This is a genomic window from Rhodococcus sp. 06-1460-1B, from assembly GCF_002258475.1.
GTDB classification, from domain to species: domain Bacteria; phylum Actinomycetota; class Actinomycetes; order Mycobacteriales; family Mycobacteriaceae; genus Rhodococcoides; species Rhodococcoides fascians.
The window spans coordinates 187,653-212,481 of sequence record NZ_NOYS01000006.1 but is presented as its reverse complement, the minus strand read 5'-3'; the positions used below and the strand labels follow the sequence as shown (position 1 = coordinate 212,481).

The following is a 24,829-nucleotide window of genomic DNA, read 5'->3' as shown; positions in this document are numbered from 1 at the left end:
GCCGCGAATCATGTTGCGTGTCAGCTACTTCGGGCTCTCGTGCGTGATGGCGCGGTAACCGGTTGCCCCTGCCCTGTCGACTGCGGCCTTGACGACGCCGAACACCGCACCGTGGACAGCTGCCGCGATCAGCACCTCTCGGACGGAGCGATTCAGATCCTTCGGGTCGGGGGCCGCCGCGTCGTCGTCGCCGACGTGCTTCCACACCTGCTTGAACACCGCGCCGGCCGCCAGCCCGCCGAGCACACTCGTCGCCAACGACATCGGTCTGTAGAACGCCTTCGATACTGCACTCATCGAAACACCTTTCTCGTACGTCGGCGACGAAGAAGAACCGTCACCAACACTGCGGTCACCACGAAGCCCACGGCCCCAGCGGCAGTGCCGGGCCTACTGCGCACCGCATCGGAGGCACGTGTCGCCTGTCGAGAGGCCTCGTTGCCCACTCGAGTGGGGATGTCGGCTTTGGCCGCGAGAGCGGCGACAGTGTCGGCCAGTTCGGAACGCTGTTCCTCGATGCTGGGCGGCTGATCGGAGTTGCCGGGAACACTGTGCGCCGGTGTGTCGGTCATCGGATTCCCTCCTTCACTGCGGTGATGTCGTCGCCGATACGTGCTGCGGTGTCCGCGGGAATCGGCGGCAAGGCCTTCTTGGCCCGTGACGCGCCGACTGCGGCCAGAATGCCCCCGATCGCCAGCACCACGATCGCGACGATCAGCGCTGCGAGCCATGCGGACAACACTGTCGCCAGTCCGAGCACTGCGGTAGCGATCAAGGTGGCGAGCCCGAGGAACAGCAGCAGCGCACCCGCGCCGGAGATTCCGACGCCTACCCCGAGGCGGCTTCCCTTGCTCTTGACTTCGGCGAGTCCGGCGTCGATCTCGGTCCGGACGAGCGTCGAGACCTGAGTCGTCAGTCGCTCGATCAGTTGCACCGTCGACAGGTCCGCCACGTGGGAACCGCGCTCGGACTCGCCGTTCGACAGCGGGGGCGGTTGATCGTATTCGTGCATGATGCGCTCCTTCGATGTAGTGCCGTCCTGTGTCGATACCCGCGAAGGACCCCGAAAAACACGTCCGCGAATGCCGGTTCGCGCGATGTAACCGGCCATTGGTTTGTCACTTCATGTATCGGCGCGATACATTCTCCGATAGTGTGGCTCATCGCATCGCCAGGATGTGATCGTTGGATTCGAGAAGGGGGAGTTGCATGCTCGAGCTCGCAATTCTCGGACTACTTCTCGAATCACCCATGCACGGTTACGAGCTTCGCAAGCGGCTGACCGGCCTGCTCGGAGCATTTCGTGCGTTTTCGTACGGATCGCTGTACCCGGCGCTCCGTCGACTACAAACCGACGGGCTCATCGCCGAGGACGCCGGTCCCGAACTGCTCGTGAAAAGACGAGCAAAACGGGTGTACGTGCTCACCCCCCTCGGCAGGGAACGATTTGCCGAACTGGTGGCCGACACCGGACCGCAGAACTACACCGACGACGGATTCGGCGTACATCTGGCCTTCTTCAGTCGAACCCCGGCAGAAGCTCGGGTCCGCATTCTCGAAGGCAGACGACGCCAGGTCGAGGAGCGCCGAGAAGGCCTCCGCGACGCTGTGGCCAAGGCGAACGGAACACTCGACCGCTACACCCGGCAACTCCACCAGCTCGGTCTCGAATCGAGCGAACGCGAGGTGCGCTGGCTCAACGAAGTCATCGCAGCCGAGCAAGCCGCCCCCAACCCAGCACCGTCCCACACAGCACCAAACAGGACAGTCAAGACAGAAGGAGAACCCGACCATGGGTGAGAACAACAACGCAATCCGCGTGGCCATTGTGGGTGTGGGCAACTGCGCCTCATCCCTGGTCCAGGGTGTCGAGTACTACAAGGACGCAGACGAGAACGCCACCGTTCCCGGCCTGATGCACGTCATGTTCGGCAAGTACCACGTCCGCGACGTCGAGTTCGTTGCCGCGTTCGACGTCGACGCCAAGAAGGTCGGCTTCGACCTCTCCGAGGCCATCTTCTCCAGCGAGAACAACACCATCAAGATCGCCGACGTGCCCCCGAAGGACGTCCACGTCCTGCGCGGACCGACCCTCGACGGCCTCGGAAAGTATTACCGCGAGACCATCACCGAGGCCGACGGCGAAGCAGTCGACGTCGCACAGGCACTGCGTGACGCCAAGGTCGACGTCCTCGTGTCCTACCTCCCCGTCGGATCCGAAGAAGCCGACAAGTTCTACGCACAGGCCGCCATCGACGCAGGCGTCGCCTTCGTCAACGCCCTCCCCGTCTTCATCGCCTCCGACCCCGTCTGGGCCAAGAAGTTCGAGGACGCTGGCGTCCCCATCGTCGGCGACGACATCAAGAGCCAGGTCGGTGCCACCATCACCCACCGTGTCATGGCGAAGCTGTTCGAAGACCGCGGCGTGCAGCTCGACCGCACCATGCAGCTCAACGTCGGCGGCAACATGGACTTCCTCAACATGCTCGAGCGCACCCGCCTCGAGTCGAAGAAGATCTCCAAGACCCAGGCCGTCACGTCGAACCTGCAGAAGGAATTCAACGCCAAGGATGTCCACATCGGACCGTCCGACCACGTCGGCTGGCTCGACGACCGCAAGTGGGCCTACGTCCGCCTCGAAGGCCGCGCCTTCGGTGACGTTCCCCTGAGCCTCGAATACAAGCTCGAGGTCTGGGACTCGCCCAACTCCGCCGGCGTCATCATCGACGCAGTCCGCGCCGCGAAAATCGCCAAGGACCGCGGCATCGGTGGACCGGTCATCCCGGCTTCCGCCTACCTGATGAAAAGCCCGCCGAAGCAGCTGGCCGACGACGTCGCTCGCGAACAACTCGAAGCCTTCATCATCGACGCGTAATTCTGTGCGGCACTGACGCCCGCCGGTCCACTCAACGTGACATTGACCCCCGAAAAGGCCACCAAATGTCACATTGAGTACCGGCGGGCGTTCGTCTATCCCGCCTCGACGATGGCGCGCGGGTCGAATGTCACCCTGATTTCGGTGATTTTGCCGTTCTCGATTCGTTGCCAGTTCGCGGTGGGGGCCGGGGGTGCGATCGACGTGTGCAGCTCGAACCACGTCAGCACGTTCGGGCCATCGACGAAGACGTGCGCGATGTCGATGTCGGTGACGATCTGCGACATTCCCTTCAACCCGGCGACGCATTCTTCGCCGCTGTCGGCGGTGCCCAGTGGACCCCGAAACGTGGCGTCTTCGTGCAGGATCGACGCCAGAGTGTCGAAGTCCTTCGCCTTCCAGGCCTCGAAGTAGGTTGCTGCAATTTGTGCGGGTGTCTGTGTCATGGATTCGAGTCTCGAACCGGCGCAGTCAGAAGTCCAACAGTTGGTTCCGATCATCACCAGAACTTTTACTCATAGCCGCAGCTAGACGCTACGCGCTATGGTTCTCGCGTGGCCATCGATCCCACCTTGAAGCATCCGATTCTCGAACGCGTTCGCGCTCTGGCGTTCGCGTACCCCGACGTGACCGAGAAGGTTTCGCACGGCAGGCCGACCTTCCGCACGACCTCGGTGTTCGTCTACTTCGGCGGTGGCGTCAAAGGCGGCGATCAGTTCGATCTGTCGATCATCGTCAAATGCGAGAGCGCCGAGGAGCAGCGAGCCTGCGAACTCGAGCCGCGCTACTTTCATCCCGCCTACCTCGGACCCGCAGGCTGGGTGGGGTTCGACCTGAGCAGTGACCGCAAAGACAAGGCCGACAGCGATGTCTGGGCCGAAGCCGCCGAACTGATCGACTGCAGCTACCGCGTCACCGCGCCGAAGCGCGCGATAGCCCGCCTCGATGCCGGCGAAGGTCCCGATCTGGGAGTACAGCAATGGAACTGAGGCAGCTCGAGTATTTCGTCGCGGTGGCCGAGGAAGCGAACTTCACCCGCGCTGCCGCCCGCGTTCACATCAGTCAATCGGGGGTCAGCGCGCAGATCAGGGCGCTCGAGCGCGAACTCGGGGCCGAGCTGATCGACAGATCCGGTGGCACAGCCACTTTGACCACAGCCGGCCAGGCGGCGTTGCCGCAGGCCCGCGCGACACTCGCCGCGGCAGGATCCGTCAAACAATCCGTCGACGATGTGACGGGCCTACTGCGCGGCACACTGAGCATCGGTATGGTCACCGCCTGCACCGTTCCCCCACTGTTCGACGCGTTGGCGGGCTTCCACGCGGCACATCCCGGCGTCGACATTGCTTTGCGCGAGGGTAATTCGGACGATCTCGTCGCGGATGTTCGATCCGGCGAGCTGGATCTTGCGTTGGTCGGTCTCGCTTCTCGGACCCCCGCCGGACTCGAATCGATGGTGGTGATCGACGAGCGGATCGTTGCCGCCGTGCCGGCGGAGCATCCACTGGCGGCGCAGAAGGACGCGACACTCGCCGAGGTGTGCGAATATCCGATCGTTGCCCTTCCGCCGGGCACCGGAATTCGTGCGGTGTTCGACAGGGACTGCGCCGGGGGAGGTCTGTCACCGTCGATCACGTTGCAGGCCAGCGCACCTGACGCGGTAGCCGACCTCGCCACCCGCGGTTTGGGGGTCGGGATTCTCAGCCGGTCGATGGCCGAATTCTACGGCGACCGGCTCGTCGCGATCGAGCTGACCGACTCGCACACCGCCGCCCTGCTGGCCCTGGTGTGGCGCAGCGCGATGAGTCCGGCACTGGCCGAACTGGTGGCCGTAGCGACGACGAGTTTCAGCGAATCTTCTTGACGGTGAACCACAGTGCGACCAGCAAGCCGAGCAGCGCTACGGACGGCAGCACGCCGGGATCACCTCCGATGATCCCGGCTACGGCGAAACCGAGAGCTACCAGCGCAAAGAACCCGAGAATGCCTGCCAACAACTGCAGGTGGTCCTGCGCCGTCACGACTTGACGCCGCCCGCCGTCAGTCCGGAGATGATGCGGCGCTGGAACAGCAGCACCATGATCACCAGTGGAATCGCAACGATGGTGCCCGCGGCCATGATCGCGGCATACGGCACCACGAGCGGATCGTTGCCGGTGAACCGCGCGATGGCGACGGTCACCGGTTCGGTCTTGTCACTCGAGAGCTGACTGGCCAGCAGGTACTCGTTCACTGCGGCGATGAACGCGAGAATCGCGGTGGTGAACAAGGCAGGCGCGGCGAGCGGGAGCATCACCAGGCGGAATGCCTGGAATCGTCCGGCACCGTCGATCCGCGCGGCTTCTTCGAGCTCCCAGGGCAATTCGGCGAAGAACGCCGCCAGCGTATAGATCGTCAGCGGTAGAACGAACGAGATGTTCGGGATGACCATTGCCTGGTAGCTGCCGATCCACCCGATGTTGGTGAAGAACTGGAACAGCGGGGTCACCAATGCGACGACGGGGAACATCGACGCACCCAGGATGATGCCCGTCACCACGTACTTGAAGCGAAAGTCGATGCGCGAGAGTGCGTATGCGGTGAAGATGCCGATGACCAACGCGATCAGTGTGGTCGCGCCGCCCACGATCAGACTGTTGCCCACCGCACGAAGAAAATTGTTGCCGTTCGCCGTCGACAACGCGTTCTCGAAGTTCTCCCACGTGACGTGCGTCGGCCACGGCGTCGTGTCGAAGGTGTAGCGCGGGTCGCGGAATGCGGTGACGACCATCCAATAGAACGGTGCCAGTCCCCAGACGAGAATGACGACGACACCGAGATAGATGCGAGCCTGCTTCATCGGCCGGGCCCCTTACGCTGATTGTCCTGAGTGGCAACGGCATTGGCACCAAGAAACTTCACCAGGATGAACGCCACGACGAATATGAAAATGAACGAGATGGTCGACAACGACGCCGCGCTGTTGAATCCCTGCCGAATCTGATCCACCACCAGGATCGAGATGGTCCGCGTCGCGGGATTGCCCTCGGTGAGGATGGCCGGCAAGTCGTACATACGCAGTGCGTCCATGGTGCGGAACAGAATTGCCACCATCAACGCGGGCTTGACCAACGGCAGTGTGATCTTGGTGAACCGCTGCCACGCCGACGCACCGTCGACCCGGGCCGCCTCGTAGACGTCGGCGGGAATCATCTGCAACCCGGCCAAAATCAACAGCGCCATGAACGGCGTCGTCTTCCACACGTCGGCGATGATGACGGCGAAACGAGCGGGCCACGCGTCGCCGGTCCACAGAATGTTGGTTCCCAGAATGCGATTGGCGACACCGTCGTACGCGAAGATGAAGTACCAGAGCTTGGCCGTGACCGCCGTCGGGATCGCCCAGGGGATCAGGATTGCCGCGCGCAACAGGGCGCGTCCGGCGAAGGTCTTGCCCATGATGACGGCCATTCCGAAGCCGATGACCACCTCGATGGACACCGTGACGACCGTGAAGAACGCGGTGTTTCCGACGGCACCCCAGAACTGCGACCCCAGCGTTCCCGGCGGGCAGGGCACCAATGTGCCCGACGCCGAGGTGCATTGCTGCAGGATCCAGTGCGTGTAGTTGTCGAAGCCGGCAGAACCACCGGTGACGAACATTCCGGTGGCGGGATCGAGACCGGGATCCTTGGAGAAGGACATCACCAGGGCTCGGATCACCGGGTAGACGATGACGATCGCGAGGATCACCATCGTCGGTGCGATCAACAGCCAGGCCCGACCCTGCGTCAGGCCGAACCGCTTGTTCTTGGACCGCACATGCCGACCGCGGCCGGGGGACGAGCCCCCGGCCGCGGTGGTTGCGGCGGCCCCACTGGTCACACCAGCAGGTACAGCCATTGGTTCTCCCGAAATCAGTTGGCGCCGGCGGTTTCGATACCGGCCTGCATGTCCGTGATCGCCTGGTCGACGCTCTTCTCACCCTTGATGGCAGCAGAGACGTTGTCCTGCACGGCCTTCGAGACGGCCGGGTAGAACGGGGTGACTGGACGCGGAACTGCGTTCTCGATGGATGCCTTCAATGCGGGAAGGTACGGCATCGCGGCGATCAGTGCGGGATCGTCGTACAGCGACGAGAGCACGGGCGGCAAAGCACCCTCGGCGATGATGCGCTGCGCCTTCTCGCCCTGCATGAAGCGCAGGAAGTCGGCAGCAGTTGCCTTGTTCTCGGAGTACGCGCTGATCGCGGCGTTGTATCCGCCGAGCGTCGAGGTGCCCACTCCGGTGACGCCGGGAAGCGGTGCGACCGCGTACTTTCCGACCACAGCCGAACCTTCTTCTGCGGCGGTGCCGTAGACGTACGGCCAGTTGCGCAGGAACAGTGTCTTTCCGTCCTGGAACGCCTGCTGGCTGTCGGACTCCTTGAACGTGGTGTCCTGGGCCGGGATGACGCCGGTCTCGAACGCGGTGACCAGAGTCTGCAGTCCGGCCTTGGCTTCCGGACTGTTGACGGTGGGGGTCTTGCCGTCTTCGCCGACGATCGATCCGCCGTGCGCGTTGATGATCTCCGACGCGTTGGCCGTCAGACCCTCGTAGGGGGCGAATTGCCCTGCGTAGCAGTCGATGTTGTTGTCGCGAGCGACCTGGCAGTCCTCGGTGAGCTCGGCCCAGGTGGTGGGCGCTTCGGGGAGCAGATCACTGCGGTAGTAGAGCAGTCCGCCGTTGGTGTTCTTCGGTGCGGCGTACTGCTTGCCGTTGTAGGTAGCGCTCGCGACAGTCGCGGGCAGAACGCCTGCGTTGTCGAGTGCGAATTCGCCCTCGAGCGGCACGAGCCAGCCCTTGGCCGCGAACTCGGCGGTCCAGACGACGTCGAGTGCCATGACGTCGTAGTCGCTCTGCTGCGCCTGGAGCTGCTGAACGAAGTCGTCGTGGGCCTGATCGGCGTCGGCGGACTGCTCCTTGAAGGTGACCTGCTGATCGGGGTTGGCGGCGTTCCACTCCGAGATGATCTGCTGGACGACACCGGTCTCGGTGGTGTCCTGGCCCTCTACATAGGTGATAGGTCCACGGCCGTCGGCATTTTCGGATGCAGCACCCGAATCGCCGCTCGAACCGCTGTCGCTCGAACATCCGGTGAGCGTCAGCAGCGTGGCTGCTGTCGCAACCACTGCCACCTTCGTGATCAAAGACGCCATTGTTTTCTCCACTTACTTCTACGCGGTGGTATGCGCCCGGAGATGGGCACGCAGAATCGTGCTGTGATGCTCCCCCGACACATATGTCGATGGGTACTGTGGCACACAACTCACCGCGTAGGGGTCATTATCGAGTTCCTGAATCGGTCAACCCGGACGTGTCGGAGGTGCCCGGTACCCTTTCGCTCATGAGTTCGGACAAGATGCTGACGCGAATCGGCGGATTGCTGCGTCAGGCGGAGTCCACCGACAACCCCCACGAGGCCGAGGCCTTCATGGAGGCCGCGCAGCGTTTGGCCACGTCGGCGTCGGTGGATCTGGCGGTGGCGCGTTCGCACAGCGCATCCCGCGAACGGCAGGCGACGCCGACTCAGAAGGTCATCCCCATCGGTGAACCGGGCAAGCGTGGACTCAAGACCTACGTTCAACTGTTCGTCGCCATCGCCCATGCAAACGATGTGCAGTGCGACGTCGCCAGATCGTCGACGCAGGTGTTCGCCTACGGTTTCGACTCGGACATCGAGACCACCGAGGCCCTGTACTCCTCTTTGCTGATTCAAATGGTCCGAGCGTCCGACGGGTACATCAAGTCCGGTGCCTACAAATCCGAGACGGCCATCCGCACCGTCACCGAGGTCAAGAATCGTCGCCGCTACACCCGACGCGAGGAAGTGCCCGTCGCCGCCGTCACGGCACGTCTGAACTTCCAGACGGCATTCGCGTCGCGCATCGGTCAACGGCTCGCGGAGGTCAAGAAGGACACCGAGGCCAAGGCCATCGCGCAGGAGACCTCCGGTGCCGGAACCGCTCTGGTGTTGCGAGACAAAGAGATCGAGCTACGCGACTACTACCGCCAGACGTCCACTGCACGCGGGCACTGGCGAGGCCAGAGCGCGAACGCCGGGTACTCCGAGGGCGCACGCAAGGCCGGAGATCGAGCGGGACGAAACGCGAAGATCGGTGCCCACGCAGAGATCGGCGGAGCAAGCCGGCAGCTGGGCCGCTGACTGCTACGTGGCCGGTGATGCCGTGAACACCGGCCATCCGATCTCGGTACGCCAGAGCGTCGAATTCTCGGTATCCCGCGGCCCGACGACATAGACCTCGCGAACCGGCCCCGCGATTGCGAGGCCGTTGGTCTCCACGTGCACCCCGAGCGCACCGTACGTGACGTCGATGTCGTCGTGGGGTCCGTGATGAACCGTCACCGCGAGTTCGACGGGAGGCAGCGTCATCGGCCGAACTCTGCCGACGGATGGCGCATCGACGGTGGGAACGTAGACGGTCAGCTCACCCCGCCCGTCGGTGAAGAGATCGTTGTCGTACAACCCGCCCGGCGGCCCCGTGGTGTCCGATACGACCGCGTCGATCTCGGCCATCGCGTCGGAGTACCAGCCCAGCACGTCGGACGCGTCGACCACCTCGGAAATGGCTGCGACAGAACACTGTTCAGTGAGAATTCGTCGGACATCGATCGCGGGCGGAGTGGGATCGAGCAACCGGCGCAGCGCCGTCACGGCTGATCTGGTGTCGTCCAACTGACGCTCGAGTCGAGTGAGATGTTCGGCGATCAGTCGAGCGCGGGCATCGGGATCGGGTGTCTGCACGATTGCCCGCACCTCCCGCTCCGGCATCTGCATCTTCCGGAATCGACCGATGATCTGCGCGACCCCGACCTGATCGGTGGCGTAGTACCGATAGCCCGAGTAGTCGTCGACCGTCGCGGGTTCGAGCAGCCCCGACTCGTGATAGCGACGCAGGGTCTTCACCGACAGATGGGTGATTCGAGAGAACTCGCCGATCGTGAGCAATCCGTTCATGCCCACATTCTCACCCCTCCCTGTGGGGGAGAGTCGACTCTCCCCCACAGGGAGGGGTGAGAATGTGGGCATGAACGGATTGCTCACGATCGGCGAGTTCTCTCGAATCACCCATCTGTCGGTGAAGACCCTGCGTCGCTATCACGAGTCGGGGCTGCTCGAACCCGCGACGGTCGACGACTACTCGGGCTATCGGTACTACGCCACCGATCAGGTCGGGGTCGCGCAGATCATCGGTCGATTCCGGAAGATGCAGATGCCGGAGCGGGAGGTGCGGGCAATCGTGCAGACACCCGATCCCGATGCCCGCGCTCGACTGATCGCCGAACATCTCACTCGACTCGAGCGTCAGTTGGACGACACCAGATCAGCCGTGACGGCGCTGCGCCGGTTGCTCGATCCCACTCCGCCCGCGATCGATGTCCGACGAATTCTCACTGAACAGTGTTCTGTCGCAGCCATTTCCGAGGTGGTCGACGCGTCCGACGTGCTGGGCTGGTACTCCGACGCGATGGCCGAGATCGACGCGGTCGTATCGGACACCACGGGGCCGCCGGGCGGGTTGTACGACAACGATCTCTTCACCGACGGGCGGGGTGAGCTGACCGTCTACGTTCCCACCGTCGATGCGCCATCCGTCGGCAGAGTTCGGCCGATGACGCTGCCTCCCGTCGAACTCGCGGTGACGGTTCATCACGGACCCCACGACGACATCGACGTCACGTACGGTGCGCTCGGGGTGCACGTGGAGACCAACGGCCTCGCAATCGCGGGGCCGGTTCGCGAGGTCTATGTCGTCGGGCCGCGGGATACCGAGAATTCGACGCTCTGGCGTACCGAGATCGGATGGCCGGTGTTCACGGCATCACCGGCCACGTAGCAGTCAGCGGCCCAGCTGCCGGCTTGCTCCGCCGATCTCTGCGTGGGCACCGATCTTCGCGTTTCGTCCCGCTCGATCTCCGGCCTTGCGTGCGCCCTCGGAGTACCCGGCGTTCGCGCTCTGGCCTCGCCAGTGCCCGCGTGCAGTGGACGTCTGGCGGTAGTAGTCGCGTAGCTCGATCTCTTTGTCTCGCAACACCAGAGCGGTTCCGGCACCGGAGGTCTCCTGCGCGATGGCCTTGGCCTCGGTGTCCTTCTTGACCTCCGCGAGCCGTTGACCGATGCGCGACGCGAATGCCGTCTGGAAGTTCAGACGTGCCGTGACGGCGGCGACGGGCACTTCCTCGCGTCGGGTGTAGCGGCGACGATTCTTGACCTCGGTGACGGTGCGGATGGCCGTCTCGGATTTGTAGGCACCGGACTTGATGTACCCGTCGGACGCTCGGACCATTTGAATCAGCAAAGAGGAGTACAGGGCCTCGGTGGTCTCGATGTCCGAGTCGAAACCGTAGGCGAACACCTGCGTCGACGATCTGGCGACGTCGCACTGCACATCGTTTGCATGGGCGATGGCGACGAACAGTTGAACGTAGGTCTTGAGTCCACGCTTGCCCGGTTCACCGATGGGGATGACCTTCTGAGTCGGCGTCGCCTGCCGTTCGCGGGATGCGCTGTGCGAACGCGCCACCGCCAGATCCACCGACGCCGACGTGGCCAAACGCTGCGCGGCCTCCATGAAGGCCTCGGCCTCGTGGGGGTTGTCGGTGGACTCCGCCTGACGCAGCAATCCGCCGATTCGCGTCAGCATCTTGTCCGAACTCATGAGCGAAAGGGTACCGGGCACCTCCGACACGTCCGGGTTGACCGATTCAGGAACTCGATAATGACCCCTACGCGGTGAGTTGTGTGCCACAGTACCCATCGACATATGTGTCGGGGGAGCATCACAGCACGATTCTGCGTGCCCATCTCCGGGCGCATACCACCGCGTAGAAGTAAGTGGAGAAAACAATGGCGTCTTTGATCACGAAGGTGGCAGTGGTTGCGACAGCAGCCACGCTGCTGACGCTCACCGGATGTTCGAGCGACAGCGGTTCGAGCGGCGATTCGGGTGCTGCATCCGAAAATGCCGACGGCCGTGGACCTATCACCTATGTAGAGGGCCAGGACACCACCGAGACCGGTGTCGTCCAGCAGATCATCTCGGAGTGGAACGCCGCCAACCCCGATCAGCAGGTCACCTTCAAGGAGCAGTCCGCCGACGCCGATCAGGCCCACGACGACTTCGTTCAGCAGCTCCAGGCGCAGCAGAGCGACTACGACGTCATGGCACTCGACGTCGTCTGGACCGCCGAGTTCGCGGCCAAGGGCTGGCTCGTGCCGCTCGAGGGCGAATTCGCACTCGACAACGCAGGCGTTCTGCCCGCGACTGTCGCGAGCGCTACCTACAACGGCAAGCAGTACGCCGCACCGAAGAACACCAACGGCGGACTGCTCTACTACCGCAGTGATCTGCTCCCCGAAGCGCCCACCACCTGGGCCGAGCTCACCGAGGACTGCCAGGTCGCTCGCGACAACAACATCGACTGCTACGCAGGGCAATTCGCCCCCTACGAGGGTCTGACGGCCAACGCGTCGGAGATCATCAACGCGCACGGCGGATCGATCGTCGGCGAAGACGGCAAGACCCCCACCGTCAACAGTCCGGAAGCCAAGGCCGGACTGCAGACTCTGGTCACCGCGTTCGAGACCGGCGTCATCCCGGCCCAGGACACCACGTTCAAGGAGTCCGACAGCCAGCAGGCGTTCCAGGACGGAAAGACACTGTTCCTGCGCAACTGGCCGTACGTCTACGGCACCGCCGCAGAAGAAGGTTCGGCTGTGGTCGGAAAGTACGCGGTCGCACCGCTTCCCGGCGTCACCGGAGTGGGCACCTCGACGCTCGGCGGATACAACGCCGCGATCAGCGCGTACTCCGAGAACAAGGCAACTGCTGCCGACTTCCTGCGCTTCATGCAGGGCGAGAAGGCGCAGCGCATCATCGCCGAGGGTGCTTTGCCGCCCGTGCTCTCGTCGCTGTACGACGATCCCGCACTGATCGCCGCGATGCCGTACCTTCCCGCATTGAAGGCATCCATCGAGAACGCAGTTCCGCGTCCAGTCACCCCGTTCTACCCGGCCGTCTCGAAGGCCGTGCAGGACAACGTCTCTGCTGCCATCAAGGGTGAGAAGAGCGTCGACCAGGCGATCACGGACATGCAGGCCGGTATCGAAACCGCCGGCGCCAACTGATTTCGGGAGAACCAATGGCTGTACCTGCTGGTGTGACCAGTGGGGCCGCCGCAACCACCGCGGCCGGGGGCTCGTCCCCCGGCCGCGGTCGGCATGTGCGGTCCAAGAACAAGCGGTTCGGCCTGACGCAGGGTCGGGCCTGGCTGTTGATCGCACCGACGATGGTGATCCTCGCGATCGTCATCGTCTACCCGGTGATCCGAGCCCTGGTGATGTCCTTCTCCAAGGATCCCGGTCTCGATCCCGCCACCGGAATGTTCGTCACCGGTGGTTCTGCCGGCTTCGACAACTACACGCACTGGATCCTGCAGCAATGCACCTCGGCGTCGGGCACATTGGTGCCCTGCCCGCCGGGAACGCTGGGGTCGCAGTTCTGGGGTGCCGTCGGAAACACCGCGTTCTTCACGGTCGTCACGGTGTCCATCGAGGTGGTCATCGGCTTCGGAATGGCCGTCATCATGGGCAAGACCTTCGCCGGACGCGCCCTGTTGCGCGCGGCAATCCTGATCCCCTGGGCGATCCCGACGGCGGTCACGGCCAAGCTCTGGTACTTCATCTTCGCGTACGACGGTGTCGCCAATCGCATTCTGGGAACCAACATTCTGTGGACCGGCGACGCGTGGCCCGCTCGTTTCGCCGTCATCATCGCCGACGTGTGGAAGACGACGCCGTTCATGGCGCTGTTGATTTTGGCCGGGTTGCAGATGATTCCCGCCGACGTCTACGAGGCGGCCCGGGTCGACGGTGCGTCGGCGTGGCAGCGGTTCACCAAGATCACACTGCCGTTGGTCAAGCCCGCGTTGATGGTGGCAATTCTGTTCCGCACCATGGACGCACTGCGTATGTACGACTTGCCGGCCATCCTCACCGAGGGCAATCCCGCGACGCGGACCATCTCGATCCTGGTGGTGGATCAGATTCGGCAGGGATTCAACAGCGCGGCGTCGTTGTCGACCATCTCGTTCATTTTCATATTCGTCGTGGCGTTCATCCTGGTGAAGTTTCTTGGTGCCAATGCCGTTGCCACTCAGGACAATCAGCGTAAGGGGCCCGGCCGATGAAGCAGGCTCGCATCTATCTCGGTGTCGTCGTCATTCTCGTCTGGGGACTGGCACCGTTCTATTGGATGGTCGTCACCGCATTCCGCGACCCGCGCTACACCTTCGACACGACGCCGTGGCCGACGCACGTCACGTGGGAGAACTTCGAGAACGCGTTGTCGACGGCGAACGGCAACAATTTTCTTCGTGCGGTGGGCAACAGTCTGATCGTGGGCGGCGCGACCACACTGATCGCGTTGGTCATCGGCATCTTCACCGCATACGCACTCTCGCGCATCGACTTTCGCTTCAAGTACGTGGTGACGGGCATCATCCTGGGTGCGTCGATGTTCCCCGTCGTCGCATTGGTGACCCCGCTGTTCCAGTTCTTCACCAACATCGGGTGGATCGGCAGCTACCAGGCAATGGTCATCCCGAACATCTCGTTCGTTCTACCGCTGACGATCTATACGCTGGCGGCGTTCTTCGCCGAATTGCCCTGGGAGCTCGAAGAAGCCGCGCGGATCGACGGTGCCGGACGATTCCAGGCATTCCGCCTGGTGATGCTCCCGCTCGCCGCGCCTGCCTTGTTCACCACCGCGATTCTCGCGTTCATCGCCGCAGTGAACGAGTACCTGCTGGCCAGTCAGCTCTCGAGTGACAAGACCGAACCGGTGACCGTCGCCATCGCGCGGTTCACCGGCAACGATCCGCTCGTGGTGCCGTATGCCGCGATCATGGCCGCGGGCACCATCGTTGCGATTCCACTGGTGATCATGGTGCTGCTGTTCCAGCGCCGCATCATCTCCGGACTGACGGCGGGCGGCGTCAAGTCGTGACGGCGCAGGACCACCTGCAGTTGTTGGCAGGCATTCTCGGGTTCTTTGCGCTGGTAGCTCTCGGTTTCGCCGTAGCCGGGATCATCGGAGGTGATCCCGGCGTGCTGCCGTCCGTAGCGCTGCTCGGCTTGCTGGTCGCACTGTGGTTCACCGTCAAGAAGATTCGCTGAAACTCGTCGTCGCTACGGCCACCAGTTCGGCCAGTGCCGGACTCATCGCGCTGCGCCACACCAGGGCCAGCAGGGCGGCGGTGTGCGAGTCGGTCAGCTCGATCGCGACGAGCCGGTCGCCGTAGAATTCGGCCATCGACCGGCTGAGAATCCCGACCCCCAAACCGCGGGTGGCGAGGTCGGCTACCGCGTCAGGTGCGCTGGCCTGCAACGTGATCGACGGTGACAGACCTCCCCCGGCGCAGTCCCTGTCGAACACCGCACGAATTCCGGTGCCCGGCGGAAGGGCAACGATCGGATATTCGCACACCTCGGCGAGTGTCGCGTCCTTCTGCGCCGCCAGTGGATGCTCCGCCGGCACGGCGGCAACGATCCGCTCGTCGATCACCACCATCGATTCGAGTCCGGCGGGGGTCCGAGAAGCGAGACCGACCAACGCAAGATCCAGCTCGCCGGATCGAACATCCGCGACGAGATCGTCCGAATTACCCTCGCGCAAAGCAATGTCGACGCCGGGATGTGCCGCGTGGAAGCCCGCCAACGCGTCGAACAGTGGGGGAACGGTGCAGGCGGTGACCATACCGATGCTCAGTGTGCCGCGCAGTAGGCCCGTCACATCGTCGACGGATTGTTTGACGGATCCTGCCGCGGCGAGTGTCGCGCGGGCCTGCGGCAACGCCGCCTGGCCGGCTGTGGTCAAAGTGGCTGTGCCACCGGATCTGTCGATCAGCTCGGCCCCGAGTTCGCGCTCGAGCGCCCTGATCTGCGCGCTGACCCCCGATTGACTGATGTGAACGCGGGCGGCAGCGCGGGTGAAGTTCGCTTCCTCGGCCACCGCGACGAAATACTCGAGCTGCCTCAGTTCCATTGCTGTACTCCCAGATCGGGACCTTCGCCGGCATCGAGGCGGGCTATCGCGCGCTTCGGCGCGGTGACGCGGTAGCTGCAGTCGATCAGTTCGGCGGCTTCGGCCCAGACATCGCTGTCGGCCTTGTCTTTGCGGTCACTGCTCAGGTCGAACCCCACCCAGCCTGCGGGTCCGAGGTAGGCGGGATGAAAGTAGCGCGGCTCGAGTTCGCAGGCTCGCTGCTCCTCGGCGCTCTCGCATTTGACGATGATCGACAGATCGAACTGATCGCCGCCTTTGACGCCACCGCCGAAGTAGACGAACACCGAGGTCGTGCGGAAGGTCGGCCTGCCGTGCGAAACCTTCTCGGTCACGTCGGGGTACGCGAACGCCAGAGCGCGAACGCGTTCGAGAATCGGATGCTTCAAGGTGGGATCGATGGCCACGCGAGAACCATAGCGCGTAGCGTCTAGCTGCGGCTATGAGTAAAAGTTCTGGTGATGATCGGAACCAACTGTTGGACTTCTGACTGCGCCGGTTCGAGACTCGAATCCATGACACAGACACCCGCACAAATTGCAGCAACCTACTTCGAGGCCTGGAAGGCGAAGGACTTCGACACTCTGGCGTCGATCCTGCACGAAGACGCCACGTTTCGGGGTCCACTGGGCACCGCCGACAGCGGCGAAGAATGCGTCGCCGGGTTGAAGGGAATGTCGCAGATCGTCACCGACATCGACATCGCGCACGTCTTCGTCGATGGCCCGAACGTGCTGACGTGGTTCGAGCTGCACACGTCGATCGCACCCCCGGCCCCCACCGCGAACTGGCAACGAATCGAGAACGGCAAAATCACCGAAATCAGGGTGACATTCGACCCGCGCGCCATCGTCGAGGCGGGATAGACGAACGCCCGCCGGTACTCAATGTGACATTTGGTGGCCTTTTCGGGGGTCAATGTCACGTTGAGTGGACCGGCGGGCGTCAGTGCCGCACAGAATTACGCGTCGATGATGAAGGCTTCGAGTTGTTCGCGAGCGACGTCGTCGGCCAGCTGCTTCGGCGGGCTTTTCATCAGGTAGGCGGAAGCCGGGATGACCGGTCCACCGATGCCGCGGTCCTTGGCGATTTTCGCGGCGCGGACTGCGTCGATGATGACGCCGGCGGAGTTGGGCGAGTCCCAGACCTCGAGCTTGTATTCGAGGCTCAGGGGAACGTCACCGAAGGCGCGGCCTTCGAGGCGGACGTAGGCCCACTTGCGGTCGTCGAGCCAGCCGACGTGGTCGGACGGTCCGATGTGGACATCCTTGGCGTTGAATTCCTTCTGCAGGTTCGACGTGACGGCCTGGGTCTTGGAGATCTTCTTCGACTCGAGGCGGGTGCGCTCGAGCATGTTGAGGAAGTCCATGTTGCCGCCGACGTTGAGCTGCATGGTGCGGTCGAGCTGCACGCCGCGGTCTTCGAACAGCTTCGCCATGACACGGTGGGTGATGGTGGCACCGACCTGGCTCTTGATGTCGTCGCCGACGATGGGGACGCCAGCGTCCTCGAACTTCTTGGCCCAGACGGGGTCGGAGGCGATGAAGACGGGGAGGGCGTTGACGAAGGCGACGCCTGCGTCGATGGCGGCCTGTGCGTAGAACTTGTCGGCTTCTTCGGATCCGACGGGGAGGTAGGACACGAGGACGTCGACCTTGGCGTCACGCAGTGCCTGTGCGACGTCGACTGCTTCGCCGTCGGCCTCGGTGATGGTCTCGCGGTAATACTTTCCGAGGCCGTCGAGGGTCGGTCCGCGCAGGACGTGGACGTCCTTCGGGGGCACGTCGGCGATCTTGATGGTGTTGTTCTCGCTGGAGAAGATGGCCTCGGAGAGGTCGAAGCCGACCTTCTTGGCGTCGACGTCGAACGCGGCAACGAACTCGACGTCGCGGACGTGGTACTTGCCGAACATGACGTGCATCAGGCCGGGAACGGTGGCGTTCTCGTCTGCGTCCTTGTAGTACTCGACACCCTGGACCAGGGATGAGGCGCAGTTGCCCACACCCACAATGGCCACGCGGATTGCGTTGTTGTTCTCACCCATGGTCGGGTTCTCCTTCTGTCTTGACTGTCCTGTTTGGTGCTGTGTGGGACGGTGCTGGGTTGGGGGCGGCTTGCTCGGCTGCGATGACTTCGTTGAGCCAGCGCACCTCGCGTTCGCTCGATTCGAGACCGAGCTGGTGGAGTTGCCGGGTGTAGCGGTCGAGTGTTCCGTTCGCCTTGGCCACAGCGTCGCGGAGGCCTTCTCGGCGCTCCTCGACCTGGCGTCGTCTGCCTTCGAGAATGCGGACCCGAGCTTCTGCCGGGGTTCGACTGAAGAAGGCCAGATGTACGCCGAATCCGTCGTCGGTGTAGTTCTGCGGTCCGGTGTCGGCCACCAGTTCGGCAAATCGTTCCCTGCCGAGGGGGGTGAGCACGTACACCCGTTTTGCTCGTCTTTTCACGAGCAGTTCGGGACCGGCGTCCTCGGCGATGAGCCCGTCGGTTTGTAGTCGACGGAGCGCCGGGTACAGCGATCCGTACGAAAACGCACGAAATGCTCCGAGCAGGCCGGTCAGCCGCTTGCGAAGCTCGTAACCGTGCATGGGTGATTCGAGAAGTAGTCCGAGAATTGCGAGCTCGAGCATGCAACTCCCCCTTCTCGAATCCAACGATCACATCCTGGCGATGCGATGAGCCACACTATCGGAGAATGTATCGCGCCGATACATGAAGTGACAAACCAATGGCCGGTTACATCGCGCGAACCGGCATTCGCGGACGTGTTTTTCGGGGTCCTTCGCGGGTATCGACACAGGACGGCACTACATCGAAGGAGCGCATCATGCACGAATACGATCAACCGCCCCCGCTGTCGAACGGCGAGTCCGAGCGCGGTTCCCACGTGGCGGACCTGTCGACGGTGCAACTGATCGAGCGACTGACGACTCAGGTCTCGACGCTCGTCCGGACCGAGATCGACGCCGGACTCGCCGAAGTCAAGAGCAAGGGAAGCCGCCTCGGGGTAGGCGTCGGAATCTCCGGCGCGGGTGCGCTGCTGCTGTTCCTCGGGCTCGCCACCTTGATCGCTACCGCAGTGCTCGGACTGGCGACAGTGTTGTCCGCATGGCTCGCAGCGCTGATCGTCGCGATCGTGGTGCTGGCGATCGGGGGCATTCTGGCCGCAGTCGGCGCGTCACGGGCCAAGAAGGCCTTGCCGCCGATTCCCGCGGACACCGCAGCACGTATCGGCGACGACATCACCGCAGTGAAGGAGGGAATCCGATGACCGACACACCGGCGCACAGTGTTCCCGGCAACTCCGATCAGCCGCCCAGCATCGAGGAACAGCGTTCCGAACTGGCCGACACTGTCGCCGCTCTCGCGGCCAAAGCCGACATCCCCACTCGAGTGGGCAACGAGGCCTCTCGACAGGCGACACGTGCCTCCGATGCGGTGCGCAGTAGGCCCGGCACTGCCGCTGGGGCCGTGGGCTTCGTGGTGACCGCAGTGTTGGTGACGGTTCTTCTTCGTCGCCGACGTACGAGAAAGGTGTTTCGATGAGTGCAGTATCGAAGGCGTTCTACAGACCGATGTCGTTGGCGACGAGTGTGCTCGGCGGGCTGGCGGCCGGCGCGGTGTTCAAGCAGGTGTGGAAGCACGTCGGCGACGACGACGCGGCGGCCCCCGACCCGAAGGATCTGAATCGCTCCGTCCGAGAGGTGCTGATCGCGGCAGCTGTCCACGGTGCGGTGTTCGGCGTCGTCAAGGCCGCAGTCGACAGGGCAGGGGCAACCGGTTACCGCGCCATCACGCACGAGAGCCCGAAGTAGCTGACACGCAACATGATTCGCGGCGTCTATCGGCTTACCGAGACGATGTTGCCCGCGAAGTCCGCTTCGACGCGGCCACCCTGATCGTCGTCGTTGTGTGCGGTGATCAAGATGCGCTGCTCGCCGCGGGAATCGGTGATCATGACGTACTCGACGGCGGCGTCCGGAACCCCGACGGCCTCGGGCGTTCCCGCGACGAGGCCTGCCAGAACCGCAGAATCGATTGTGGCCCAGTCGAAGAGCGCCTCTTGTGCGTCTGGCGCGTCGGTTTCGTGATACACCTCGAACCCCCCGGAGACGAACACGCGCTCTCGTCGGCCCTCTGCCGTCGGGCGATAGACGTCGGCACGGTTGCCGTCCATCTGAATGAACACCTCGAGAACCTGCGAACTCCCGAAGCGTTCCACGTAGCGTTCTCGGAAATCGTCGAGTCCGGCTGCCGTGTCGAAAACGAACGGGCGAGCGACTATCGGGGTGACGTCGACCGGCAGGTCCATCGGCACGGTGGGGGTCACGCTGCGCGTCGTCGTGGACGCGACGACGGCAGCAGTCGGAACCGGTTCTTCGCCGGTCCTGGTCGACAGAAACACCACCAGCCCTACAGTCACGATGACGACCGAGCCGAGTGCCAGCAGTAGCCGGTTCTTCGGTTCGGATGTTCGCGGCGGTGGTTCCGGAAGGTCGACGTCGATTTGTAGGTCGGAGACCAGTCGTCGCAGATCACGCAGGGTGATGGCCACCCGGGCACGTTCGCTGCGTAGGCGGTGCTCGTCGAAGGTGAGCTGGCCGTCGGCGTAAGCGGAGTCCAGAACGGTGGCGGTCAGCGCGCGGTCTATGTCGCGAGCGCGAAAATCGGGTCGTTGAGCCACCTGCGGGCTTCCTTTCCGGACTGATCAGCCGAACGAAAACGGCGTGACACGCAGGAAGTTGCCTGCGGGATCGAACAGGAGAGTTCCGCTTTCCTGGTCGGTGTTGTCGGCGGAGACGGAAATTTGCGGACCGTTGTCGCTGCCGTGGAAGCTCACGTTGTAGCTGTCGATGCGACTCATGTTCAAGCTCTCGCGGGCACCGGCGATGATCCCCGCTGCCTTCGTCAGGTCGACCGTCGCCAGGTCGATCTGAGGTCCGTCGAAGTCGCGGGTGCTCGAGAAATTGTCGTCGTAGTCGTCGATCACGCCGTTGCGATAGGTGTAGCTGACCTGCTTCTGTGGCACCCCGGGTGCAGGTGCCGAAATGACGGCGTAGTCCTCGTACAACCCGAGTCTGTCGACCACCGACGTGCCGATCTTCTGTTGCAGTGCATCGACGATATCCACTACGACTGCGGGATTCTTGTACCCGGCCGACCCGAGACCCGATTCGGGGTCATTGGTGTTCGAGCACGCGCGAATGCCGAAGGTGAGCGCCACGAGTGCGGCAACGGCAGGGACCGCGACGGCCATGAAGCCCAGGCGTGAGCCCTTTGCCGTCGTGATCGGATGCGCGAACTCGATCGGGTCGGCCATCGGCGGCAGATCGGTGTCGTTCTGAAGGTCCTCGATGAGGGCGTGCAGATCGGCGATCGTGTCGGCTTCCTTCGCCAGATCGATCCTTGCGGCGTGCTCGAAATCGGACAGCTGGCCATCGGCGAGTGCTTCGTCCAACGTGGCGCAAGTATCGGTGCGATCCACATCACGCGCTCGCGTACTGGGTGACAGTCGCGTCGGCACAGGTGGAGCATAGTTTCTCGGCCCAGGAATGGGGGTCGATCGTCGTCCAGGCGGGGATCGCAGGTCTCCATCGACACTGCCGCACGTACTCTGGTTCTCGTGCGACTTCAGCGACAGGTGGTGGACTACGCCCTTCAGCGTCGGTCGCTGCTGGCCGAGGTCTACTCCGGTAGGACGGGCGTGGCAGCGGTCTGCGACGCAGATCCCTATCTTCTACGTGCCGCCAAGTTCCACGGCCGCGGCAGCGACGTAGTGTGCCCGATCTGCCGGAAGGAGCAGCTCACGCTGGTGTCGTGGGTGTTCGGCGAGAAGCTCGGACCCCTGTCCGGCTCCGCGAGAACGGCCGACGAACTCGGCCGGCTGGCTGCCACCCAAGAGGAATTTTCGGTCCATGTGGTCGAGGTCTGCCGCTCGTGCAGCTGGAATCACCTCGTCCAGTCCTACGTCCTCGGGGCCGTGCCCGCACCCAAGCAACCCCGTCGCCCACGATCGGGATCCCGTCAACCGAACCGTCGAACTGCGAGTGAATGACACAATCGCTTCGCTGAACCCAGCCACCGAGAATTCGACGCGGCCGCCGAGATTACTGGAGATTCGTACGTGAGTTCCCCCTACGACAACAACCCGGGTAACAACGAACCTGGCCGTAGCGACTCCGGACGGCGCCCCGACGTGCCCGGACCACCGCGCGGCAGCCGCCATTCCGATCCGCCCGGACGTCGTCCGGTACCCCCACCGGGCCAACGTCCGGTGCCTCCTCCGGGCCAACGTCCGCTACCGCCTCCGGGCCAACGTCCGCTACCGCCTCCGGGTCAGCGCCCCGGACCGCCTCCTGGGCAGCGTCCGATGCCACCGCAGGGGCGACCGCCGATGCCACCTCCGGGCCAGCGCCCCGGGCCCCCTCCTGGGCAGCGTCCGATGCCACCGCAGGGTCGACCGCCGATGCCTCCCGCCGGCCAACGCCCGGGTCCGCCTCCGGGCCAGCGTCCGATGCCACCGCAGGGTCGACCGCCCGGTGACGGTCGCTACGCCGCGGCAGGTGTCACCCGATCGGGATCCGTCCCGCCGCCACACGAACCGAACGATCCATCAGCTAGCTCCTCGGGCAACGAACCGCCCGAGCCCCCCGAAAGAGGTTCCGCCGCGAAAACGAAGAAGAAGTCCAAGTGGCGGGTAGTTCGACGCACGTTGTATGCGTTGGTCGCCTTGGGCCTGATAGTGCCGATTCTGCTGTTCATGGTGGCGTACACGCTGGTGGACGTCCCGCGGCCCGGTGACCTCAGGACCAATCAGGTCGCGACGATCTTCGCCTCCGACGGGTCGAGCGTGCTCGGCAAGGTGGTGCCACCCGAGGGCAACCGAACCGATGTCACGATCGACCAGATTCCGGAGCACGTGCGTAACGCCGTGCTCTCGGCGGAGGATCGCGACTTCTATTCCAATCCCGGGTTCTCGGTGACCGGCTTCGGCCGTGCCCTGCGCGACAACGTTCTCGGACGTGACAGCGCGGGCGGCGGTTCCACAATCACCCAGCAGTACGTCAAGAATGCGGTGGTCGGCTCCGAGCGGACGTTGACGCGCAAGATGCGGGAGCTGGTCATCTCGTCGAAGATGGCTCGCCAATGGTCCAAGGACGACATTCTCGCGGCGTATCTGAACACCATCTATTTCGGTCGTGGCGCTTATGGCATCGCTGCCGCGTCGACGGCGTACTTCGGCAAATCCGTGGATCAGCTCTCGGTCGAGGAAGGCGCAGTACTGGCTGCGACCATCCAGCAACCGTCCGGACTCGATCCGGAAGTCAACCCCACCGGTGCTCAGTCGCGGTGGAACTACGTGCTCGACGGCATGGTCTCGCAGGGCCAGCTCGATGCGACTCAGCGTGCGGCGATGCAGTATCCGCAGTGGGTCCCCATTTCTCAGGTCGATTCGGGCGATGCCGCCGACGCAGGTCCCAACGGTCTGATCAAGGCGCAGGTTTTGCGTGAATTGTCGGCTGTCGGGGTCAGTGATCAGGATCTGAACACCGAGGGTCTGCAGATCACGACGACGATCGATCCGAGGGCGCAGGCCGCCGCGGTCGAGGCCGTGGACAACAACCTGCAGGGTGAGCCGTCGGAGCTGCGTACGGCGTCGGTGTCGATCGATCCGCGCAGTGGCGCGGTCCGCTCGTACTACGGCGGCGCGGACGGGCGCGGTTTCGACTTCGCTCAGTCCGGGTTGCAGACCGGATCGTCGTTCAAGGTGTTCGGCCTCGCCGCTGCCTTGGACCAAGGCATTCCGCTGTCGAAGATGTACGACAGTTCCTCGCTCGACGTCAACGGCATCCAGATCAGCAACGTCGAGGGCGAATCCTGTGGCACGTGCACCATCGCCGAAGCCCTCAAGCGGTCGCTGAACACGAGCTTCTACCGCATGATGCTGGGCATGGACAACGGCCCGCAGGCGATCGCGGACATGGCACACAAGCTCGGTATCCCGCAGGAGATCGAGGGCGTCGGCCCCACGCTGACCGAGCCCGACAACGCGGGCCCGAACTACGGAATCGTGCTCGGCCAGTACCAGTCGCGGGTGATCGATATGGCCTCGGCCTACGCCACACTGGCAGCCTCCGGCGTCTACCACACCCCGCACTTCGTGCAGAAGGTCGTCACGGCCGACGGCACGGTGTTGCTCGATCGTGCACCCGAGGCCGGTCAGCAGGTCGTCTCGGCGGCGGTGGCCGACAACGTGACGTCGGCGATGCGTCCGATCGCCGGGTACTCCAACGGTCACAACCTCGCGGGTGGTCGTCAATCGGCGGCGAAGACCGGTACCGCGCAGCTCGGTGATACCGGGCAGAACAAGGACGCCTGGATGGTCGGGTACACCCCGTCACTGTCGACGGCGGTGTGGGTCGGTACCGAGCAGGGCTTGCCGCTCGAGAACAGTTACGGCGGTCCGATCTACGGATCGGGCATACCGTCGGACATCTGGAAGGCGACGATGGACGGCACGCTCGAGGGCACCTCGAACGAGACGTTCCCGACGCCCGAGGCCATCGCCGGTCAGGCAGGTGTCCCGCAGTACTCGGCACCGGCTGCCCCGGTCACGACGGTGGCTCCGTCCGCGCCGCCGCCCGTGACTCTGCCGATTCCGACGGAGATCTCGCCTCCGGTGGTCATCACGCCGCGTCAGGTCGAGATTCTGCCGGGCGTCACCATTCCGCTGCCGGGTCTGGCCCCGGCTCAGCCCGCACAGCCACCGGCAGCCCCCGAGCCGGCAGCCCCCGAACCGGCGACTCCCGGCCAGTAGCACCGAACGGTGACGACCGAACCCGAGCGCAAGGGC

32 protein-coding genes are annotated in these 24,829 nt (G+C 64.0%); 16 read left to right on the top strand and 16 right to left on the bottom strand.

Annotation, left to right across the window (positions count from 1 at the left end; translation table 11 throughout):
- Window positions 1–24 precede the first annotated feature (24 nt).
- Genes CH268_RS02930 through CH268_RS02920 form a run of 3 tightly spaced genes read right to left on the bottom strand, consistent with a single transcriptional unit; the run spans window position 25 to window position 1,012 of the window.
- Window positions 25–297: a DUF4235 domain-containing protein gene (locus tag CH268_RS02930; RefSeq protein ID WP_032370038.1), complete on the bottom strand. Its 273-nt coding sequence runs from the start codon at window positions 295–297 to the stop codon at window positions 25–27.
- Complete coding sequence (locus CH268_RS02925) at window positions 294–572, bottom strand: DUF3618 domain-containing protein (protein ID WP_032367665.1); 279 nt, start codon at window positions 570–572, stop codon at window positions 294–296. Before CH268_RS02925 ends, CH268_RS02930 begins: the two co-directional genes overlap by 4 nt.
- Window positions 569–1,012 (bottom strand): phage holin family protein, encoded by a 444-nt coding sequence (locus tag CH268_RS02920; RefSeq protein ID WP_255182280.1) that lies wholly within the window; start codon window positions 1,010–1,012, stop codon window positions 569–571. Before CH268_RS02920 ends, CH268_RS02925 begins: the two co-directional genes overlap by 4 nt.
- Window positions 1,013–1,209: 197 nt before the next feature.
- On the opposite strand from CH268_RS02920, the gene CH268_RS02915 reads away from it, so the two are divergent.
- Both CH268_RS02915 and CH268_RS02910 read left to right on the top strand, forming a co-directional pair.
- Window positions 1,210–1,800, top strand: a complete 591-nt coding sequence (locus tag CH268_RS02915; protein ID WP_027495058.1) for a PadR family transcriptional regulator — start codon at window positions 1,210–1,212, stop codon at window positions 1,798–1,800.
- Entirely contained in the window at window positions 1,793–2,875 is a 1,083-nt protein-coding gene (locus CH268_RS02910) for an inositol-3-phosphate synthase (RefSeq protein ID WP_027495057.1), read from the top strand. Before CH268_RS02915 ends, CH268_RS02910 begins: the two co-directional genes overlap by 8 nt.
- Before the next feature lie 95 nt (window positions 2,876–2,970).
- Here the strand turns inward: CH268_RS02910 and CH268_RS02905 are convergent, their stop codons facing one another.
- Window positions 2,971–3,321 (bottom strand): nuclear transport factor 2 family protein, encoded by a 351-nt coding sequence (locus CH268_RS02905; RefSeq protein WP_032385218.1) that lies wholly within the window; start codon window positions 3,319–3,321, stop codon window positions 2,971–2,973.
- A 108-nt stretch (window positions 3,322–3,429) separates the two neighbouring features.
- On the opposite strand from CH268_RS02905, the gene CH268_RS02900 reads away from it, so the two are divergent.
- Window positions 3,430–3,864, top strand: a complete 435-nt coding sequence (locus CH268_RS02900; protein WP_094662416.1) for an MmcQ/YjbR family DNA-binding protein — start codon at window positions 3,430–3,432, stop codon at window positions 3,862–3,864.
- The gene (locus CH268_RS02895; protein ID WP_094662418.1) at window positions 3,855–4,739 is read left to right on the top strand and encodes a LysR family transcriptional regulator; all 885 of its coding nucleotides are present in this window, start codon (window positions 3,855–3,857) and stop codon (window positions 4,737–4,739) included. The genes CH268_RS02900 and CH268_RS02895 overlap by 10 nt, the downstream gene beginning before the upstream one ends.
- Here the strand turns inward: CH268_RS02895 and CH268_RS27710 are convergent.
- From CH268_RS27710 to CH268_RS02880, 4 genes are read right to left on the bottom strand one after another with little or no spacing between them, the layout of a single operon-like run.
- Window positions 4,723–4,896, bottom strand: a complete 174-nt coding sequence (locus tag CH268_RS27710; RefSeq protein WP_167327633.1) for a hypothetical protein — start codon at window positions 4,894–4,896, stop codon at window positions 4,723–4,725. The genes CH268_RS02895 and CH268_RS27710 overlap by 17 nt on opposite strands.
- Window positions 4,893–5,714 carry a carbohydrate ABC transporter permease gene (locus CH268_RS02890; protein ID WP_032367661.1) on the bottom strand — a complete coding sequence of 274 codons (822 nt, stop codon included), beginning with the start codon at window positions 5,712–5,714 and terminating at the stop codon, window positions 4,893–4,895. Before CH268_RS02890 ends, CH268_RS27710 begins: the two co-directional genes overlap by 4 nt.
- A complete protein-coding gene (locus CH268_RS02885) occupies window positions 5,711–6,757 on the bottom strand; it encodes a carbohydrate ABC transporter permease (protein ID WP_176457834.1) in 1,047 nt (348 codons plus the stop codon). The genes CH268_RS02890 and CH268_RS02885 overlap by 4 nt, the downstream gene beginning before the upstream one ends.
- Before the next feature lie 14 nt (window positions 6,758–6,771).
- Window positions 6,772–8,052 (bottom strand): ABC transporter substrate-binding protein, encoded by a 1,281-nt coding sequence (locus tag CH268_RS02880; protein WP_032370043.1) that lies wholly within the window; start codon window positions 8,050–8,052, stop codon window positions 6,772–6,774.
- 188 nt (window positions 8,053–8,240) lie between these two features.
- On the opposite strand from CH268_RS02880, the gene CH268_RS02875 reads away from it, so the two are divergent.
- Window positions 8,241–9,059, top strand: a complete 819-nt coding sequence (locus CH268_RS02875; RefSeq protein ID WP_032385407.1) for a DUF2786 domain-containing protein — start codon at window positions 8,241–8,243, stop codon at window positions 9,057–9,059.
- A 3-nt stretch (window positions 9,060–9,062) separates the two neighbouring features.
- Here the strand turns inward: CH268_RS02875 and CH268_RS02870 are convergent, their stop codons facing one another.
- Entirely contained in the window at window positions 9,063–9,872 is an 810-nt protein-coding gene (locus tag CH268_RS02870) for a MerR family transcriptional regulator (protein ID WP_094662420.1), read from the bottom strand.
- Between the two features lie 70 nt (window positions 9,873–9,942).
- Here CH268_RS02870 and CH268_RS02865 point away from each other — a divergent pair, with 70 nt between their 5' ends.
- Window positions 9,943–10,752, top strand: a complete 810-nt coding sequence (locus CH268_RS02865) for a MerR family transcriptional regulator (protein WP_094662420.1) — start codon at window positions 9,943–9,945, stop codon at window positions 10,750–10,752.
- Window positions 10,753–10,755: 3 nt separating this feature from the next.
- Here CH268_RS02865 and CH268_RS02860 read toward each other — a convergent pair whose 3' ends face one another.
- Window positions 10,756–11,574: a DUF2786 domain-containing protein gene (locus CH268_RS02860; RefSeq protein ID WP_032385407.1), complete on the bottom strand. Its 819-nt coding sequence runs from the start codon at window positions 11,572–11,574 to the stop codon at window positions 10,756–10,758.
- Window positions 11,575–11,762: 188 nt separating this feature from the next.
- Here CH268_RS02860 and CH268_RS02855 point away from each other — a divergent pair, with 188 nt between their 5' ends.
- From CH268_RS02855 to CH268_RS27705, 4 genes are read left to right on the top strand one after another with little or no spacing between them, the layout of a single operon-like run.
- Window positions 11,763–13,043, top strand: a complete 1,281-nt coding sequence (locus CH268_RS02855) for an ABC transporter substrate-binding protein (RefSeq protein ID WP_032370043.1) — start codon at window positions 11,763–11,765, stop codon at window positions 13,041–13,043.
- A gap of 14 nt (window positions 13,044–13,057) precedes the next feature.
- Window positions 13,058–14,104, top strand: coding sequence for a carbohydrate ABC transporter permease (locus CH268_RS02850; protein WP_176457834.1), 1,047 nt, complete (start codon window positions 13,058–13,060; stop codon window positions 14,102–14,104).
- A complete protein-coding gene (locus CH268_RS02845; protein WP_032367661.1) occupies window positions 14,101–14,922 on the top strand; it encodes a carbohydrate ABC transporter permease in 822 nt (273 codons plus the stop codon). Before CH268_RS02850 ends, CH268_RS02845 begins: the two co-directional genes overlap by 4 nt.
- Window positions 14,919–15,092 carry a hypothetical protein gene (locus CH268_RS27705; RefSeq protein ID WP_167327633.1) on the top strand — a complete coding sequence of 58 codons (174 nt, stop codon included), beginning with the start codon at window positions 14,919–14,921 and terminating at the stop codon, window positions 15,090–15,092. Before CH268_RS02845 ends, CH268_RS27705 begins: the two co-directional genes overlap by 4 nt.
- Here the strand turns inward: CH268_RS27705 and CH268_RS02840 are convergent.
- Window positions 15,076–15,960, bottom strand: coding sequence for a LysR family transcriptional regulator (locus CH268_RS02840; RefSeq protein WP_094662418.1), 885 nt, complete (start codon window positions 15,958–15,960; stop codon window positions 15,076–15,078). The genes CH268_RS27705 and CH268_RS02840 overlap by 17 nt on opposite strands.
- Window positions 15,951–16,385 carry an MmcQ/YjbR family DNA-binding protein gene (locus CH268_RS02835; RefSeq protein WP_094662416.1) on the bottom strand — a complete coding sequence of 145 codons (435 nt, stop codon included), beginning with the start codon at window positions 16,383–16,385 and terminating at the stop codon, window positions 15,951–15,953. Before CH268_RS02835 ends, CH268_RS02840 begins: the two co-directional genes overlap by 10 nt.
- Window positions 16,386–16,493: 108 nt before the next feature.
- Here CH268_RS02835 and CH268_RS02830 point away from each other — a divergent pair, with 108 nt between their 5' ends.
- Window positions 16,494–16,844: a nuclear transport factor 2 family protein gene (locus CH268_RS02830; protein ID WP_032385218.1), complete on the top strand. Its 351-nt coding sequence runs from the start codon at window positions 16,494–16,496 to the stop codon at window positions 16,842–16,844.
- Between the two features lie 95 nt (window positions 16,845–16,939).
- Here the strand turns inward: CH268_RS02830 and CH268_RS02825 are convergent, their stop codons facing one another.
- On the bottom strand, window positions 16,940–18,022 hold the full coding sequence (locus CH268_RS02825; protein WP_027495057.1) for an inositol-3-phosphate synthase: 1,083 nt from the start codon (window positions 18,020–18,022) through the stop codon (window positions 16,940–16,942).
- Window positions 18,015–18,605 carry a PadR family transcriptional regulator gene (locus CH268_RS02820; protein ID WP_027495058.1) on the bottom strand — a complete coding sequence of 197 codons (591 nt, stop codon included), beginning with the start codon at window positions 18,603–18,605 and terminating at the stop codon, window positions 18,015–18,017. The genes CH268_RS02825 and CH268_RS02820 overlap by 8 nt, the downstream gene beginning before the upstream one ends.
- A gap of 197 nt (window positions 18,606–18,802) precedes the next feature.
- Between CH268_RS02820 and CH268_RS02815 the strand changes: the two genes are divergently transcribed.
- The 3 genes from CH268_RS02815 to CH268_RS02805 are packed head-to-tail and all read left to right on the top strand — an operon-like array spanning window position 18,803 to window position 19,790.
- The gene (locus tag CH268_RS02815) at window positions 18,803–19,246 is read left to right on the top strand and encodes a phage holin family protein (RefSeq protein WP_255182280.1); all 444 of its coding nucleotides are present in this window, start codon (window positions 18,803–18,805) and stop codon (window positions 19,244–19,246) included.
- A complete protein-coding gene (locus CH268_RS02810; protein ID WP_032367665.1) occupies window positions 19,243–19,521 on the top strand; it encodes a DUF3618 domain-containing protein in 279 nt (92 codons plus the stop codon). The genes CH268_RS02815 and CH268_RS02810 overlap by 4 nt, the downstream gene beginning before the upstream one ends.
- Window positions 19,518–19,790, top strand: a complete 273-nt coding sequence (locus tag CH268_RS02805; RefSeq protein WP_032370038.1) for a DUF4235 domain-containing protein — start codon at window positions 19,518–19,520, stop codon at window positions 19,788–19,790. Before CH268_RS02810 ends, CH268_RS02805 begins: the two co-directional genes overlap by 4 nt.
- A 26-nt stretch (window positions 19,791–19,816) precedes the next feature.
- On the opposite strand, the gene CH268_RS02800 is transcribed toward CH268_RS02805, so the two are convergent.
- Together CH268_RS02800 and CH268_RS02795 are read right to left on the bottom strand one after the other, a co-directional pair.
- Window positions 19,817–20,659 (bottom strand): DUF1707 SHOCT-like domain-containing protein, encoded by an 843-nt coding sequence (locus CH268_RS02800; RefSeq protein WP_094662414.1) that lies wholly within the window; start codon window positions 20,657–20,659, stop codon window positions 19,817–19,819.
- A 24-nt stretch (window positions 20,660–20,683) separates the two neighbouring features.
- On the bottom strand, window positions 20,684–21,499 hold the full coding sequence (locus tag CH268_RS02795) for a DUF1707 SHOCT-like domain-containing protein (RefSeq protein WP_255182279.1): 816 nt from the start codon (window positions 21,497–21,499) through the stop codon (window positions 20,684–20,686).
- 99 nt (window positions 21,500–21,598) lie between these two features.
- On the opposite strand from CH268_RS02795, the gene CH268_RS02790 reads away from it, so the two are divergent.
- Complete coding sequence (locus CH268_RS02790) at window positions 21,599–22,030, top strand: DUF5318 domain-containing protein (RefSeq protein ID WP_027495064.1); 432 nt, start codon at window positions 21,599–21,601, stop codon at window positions 22,028–22,030.
- Between the two features lie 411 nt (window positions 22,031–22,441).
- Window positions 22,442–24,793, top strand: a complete 2,352-nt coding sequence (locus CH268_RS02780; RefSeq protein WP_255182278.1) for a transglycosylase domain-containing protein — start codon at window positions 22,442–22,444, stop codon at window positions 24,791–24,793.
- Window positions 24,794–24,829: the final 36 nt, after the last annotated feature.

What these genes read in the sequence shown, in the direction of transcription:
- CH268_RS02870 (WP_094662420.1), bottom strand. Translation starts at nt 9,872, where the DNA reads ATGAACGGATTGCTCACGATCGGCGAGTTCTCTCGAATCACCCATCTG.
- CH268_RS02815 (WP_255182280.1), top strand. Translation starts at nt 18,803, where the DNA reads ATGCACGAATACGATCAACCGCCCCCGCTGTCGAACGGCGAGTCCGAG.
- CH268_RS02905 (WP_032385218.1), bottom strand. Translation starts at nt 3,321, where the DNA reads ATGACACAGACACCCGCACAAATTGCAGCAACCTACTTCGAGGCCTGG.
- CH268_RS02855 (WP_032370043.1), top strand. Translation starts at nt 11,763, where the DNA reads ATGGCGTCTTTGATCACGAAGGTGGCAGTGGTTGCGACAGCAGCCACG.
- CH268_RS02925 (WP_032367665.1), bottom strand. Translation starts at nt 572, where the DNA reads ATGACCGACACACCGGCGCACAGTGTTCCCGGCAACTCCGATCAGCCG.
- CH268_RS02885 (WP_176457834.1), bottom strand. Translation starts at nt 6,757, where the DNA reads ATGGCTGTACCTGCTGGTGTGACCAGTGGGGCCGCCGCAACCACCGCG.
- CH268_RS02845 (WP_032367661.1), top strand. Translation starts at nt 14,101, where the DNA reads ATGAAGCAGGCTCGCATCTATCTCGGTGTCGTCGTCATTCTCGTCTGG.
- CH268_RS02880 (WP_032370043.1), bottom strand. Translation starts at nt 8,052, where the DNA reads ATGGCGTCTTTGATCACGAAGGTGGCAGTGGTTGCGACAGCAGCCACG.
- CH268_RS02920 (WP_255182280.1), bottom strand. Translation starts at nt 1,012, where the DNA reads ATGCACGAATACGATCAACCGCCCCCGCTGTCGAACGGCGAGTCCGAG.
- CH268_RS02840 (WP_094662418.1), bottom strand. Translation starts at nt 15,960, where the DNA reads ATGGAACTGAGGCAGCTCGAGTATTTCGTCGCGGTGGCCGAGGAAGCG.
- CH268_RS02850 (WP_176457834.1), top strand. Translation starts at nt 13,058, where the DNA reads ATGGCTGTACCTGCTGGTGTGACCAGTGGGGCCGCCGCAACCACCGCG.
- CH268_RS02825 (WP_027495057.1), bottom strand. Translation starts at nt 18,022, where the DNA reads ATGGGTGAGAACAACAACGCAATCCGCGTGGCCATTGTGGGTGTGGGC.
- CH268_RS02860 (WP_032385407.1), bottom strand. Translation starts at nt 11,574, where the DNA reads ATGAGTTCGGACAAGATGCTGACGCGAATCGGCGGATTGCTGCGTCAG.
- CH268_RS02780 (WP_255182278.1), top strand. Translation starts at nt 22,442, where the DNA reads ATGCCTCCCGCCGGCCAACGCCCGGGTCCGCCTCCGGGCCAGCGTCCG.
- CH268_RS02805 (WP_032370038.1), top strand. Translation starts at nt 19,518, where the DNA reads ATGAGTGCAGTATCGAAGGCGTTCTACAGACCGATGTCGTTGGCGACG.
- CH268_RS02875 (WP_032385407.1), top strand. Translation starts at nt 8,241, where the DNA reads ATGAGTTCGGACAAGATGCTGACGCGAATCGGCGGATTGCTGCGTCAG.
- CH268_RS02930 (WP_032370038.1), bottom strand. Translation starts at nt 297, where the DNA reads ATGAGTGCAGTATCGAAGGCGTTCTACAGACCGATGTCGTTGGCGACG.
- CH268_RS02915 (WP_027495058.1), top strand. Translation starts at nt 1,210, where the DNA reads ATGCTCGAGCTCGCAATTCTCGGACTACTTCTCGAATCACCCATGCAC.
- CH268_RS02810 (WP_032367665.1), top strand. Translation starts at nt 19,243, where the DNA reads ATGACCGACACACCGGCGCACAGTGTTCCCGGCAACTCCGATCAGCCG.
- CH268_RS02820 (WP_027495058.1), bottom strand. Translation starts at nt 18,605, where the DNA reads ATGCTCGAGCTCGCAATTCTCGGACTACTTCTCGAATCACCCATGCAC.
- CH268_RS02895 (WP_094662418.1), top strand. Translation starts at nt 3,855, where the DNA reads ATGGAACTGAGGCAGCTCGAGTATTTCGTCGCGGTGGCCGAGGAAGCG.
- CH268_RS02890 (WP_032367661.1), bottom strand. Translation starts at nt 5,714, where the DNA reads ATGAAGCAGGCTCGCATCTATCTCGGTGTCGTCGTCATTCTCGTCTGG.
- CH268_RS02830 (WP_032385218.1), top strand. Translation starts at nt 16,494, where the DNA reads ATGACACAGACACCCGCACAAATTGCAGCAACCTACTTCGAGGCCTGG.
- CH268_RS02865 (WP_094662420.1), top strand. Translation starts at nt 9,943, where the DNA reads ATGAACGGATTGCTCACGATCGGCGAGTTCTCTCGAATCACCCATCTG.
- CH268_RS02910 (WP_027495057.1), top strand. Translation starts at nt 1,793, where the DNA reads ATGGGTGAGAACAACAACGCAATCCGCGTGGCCATTGTGGGTGTGGGC.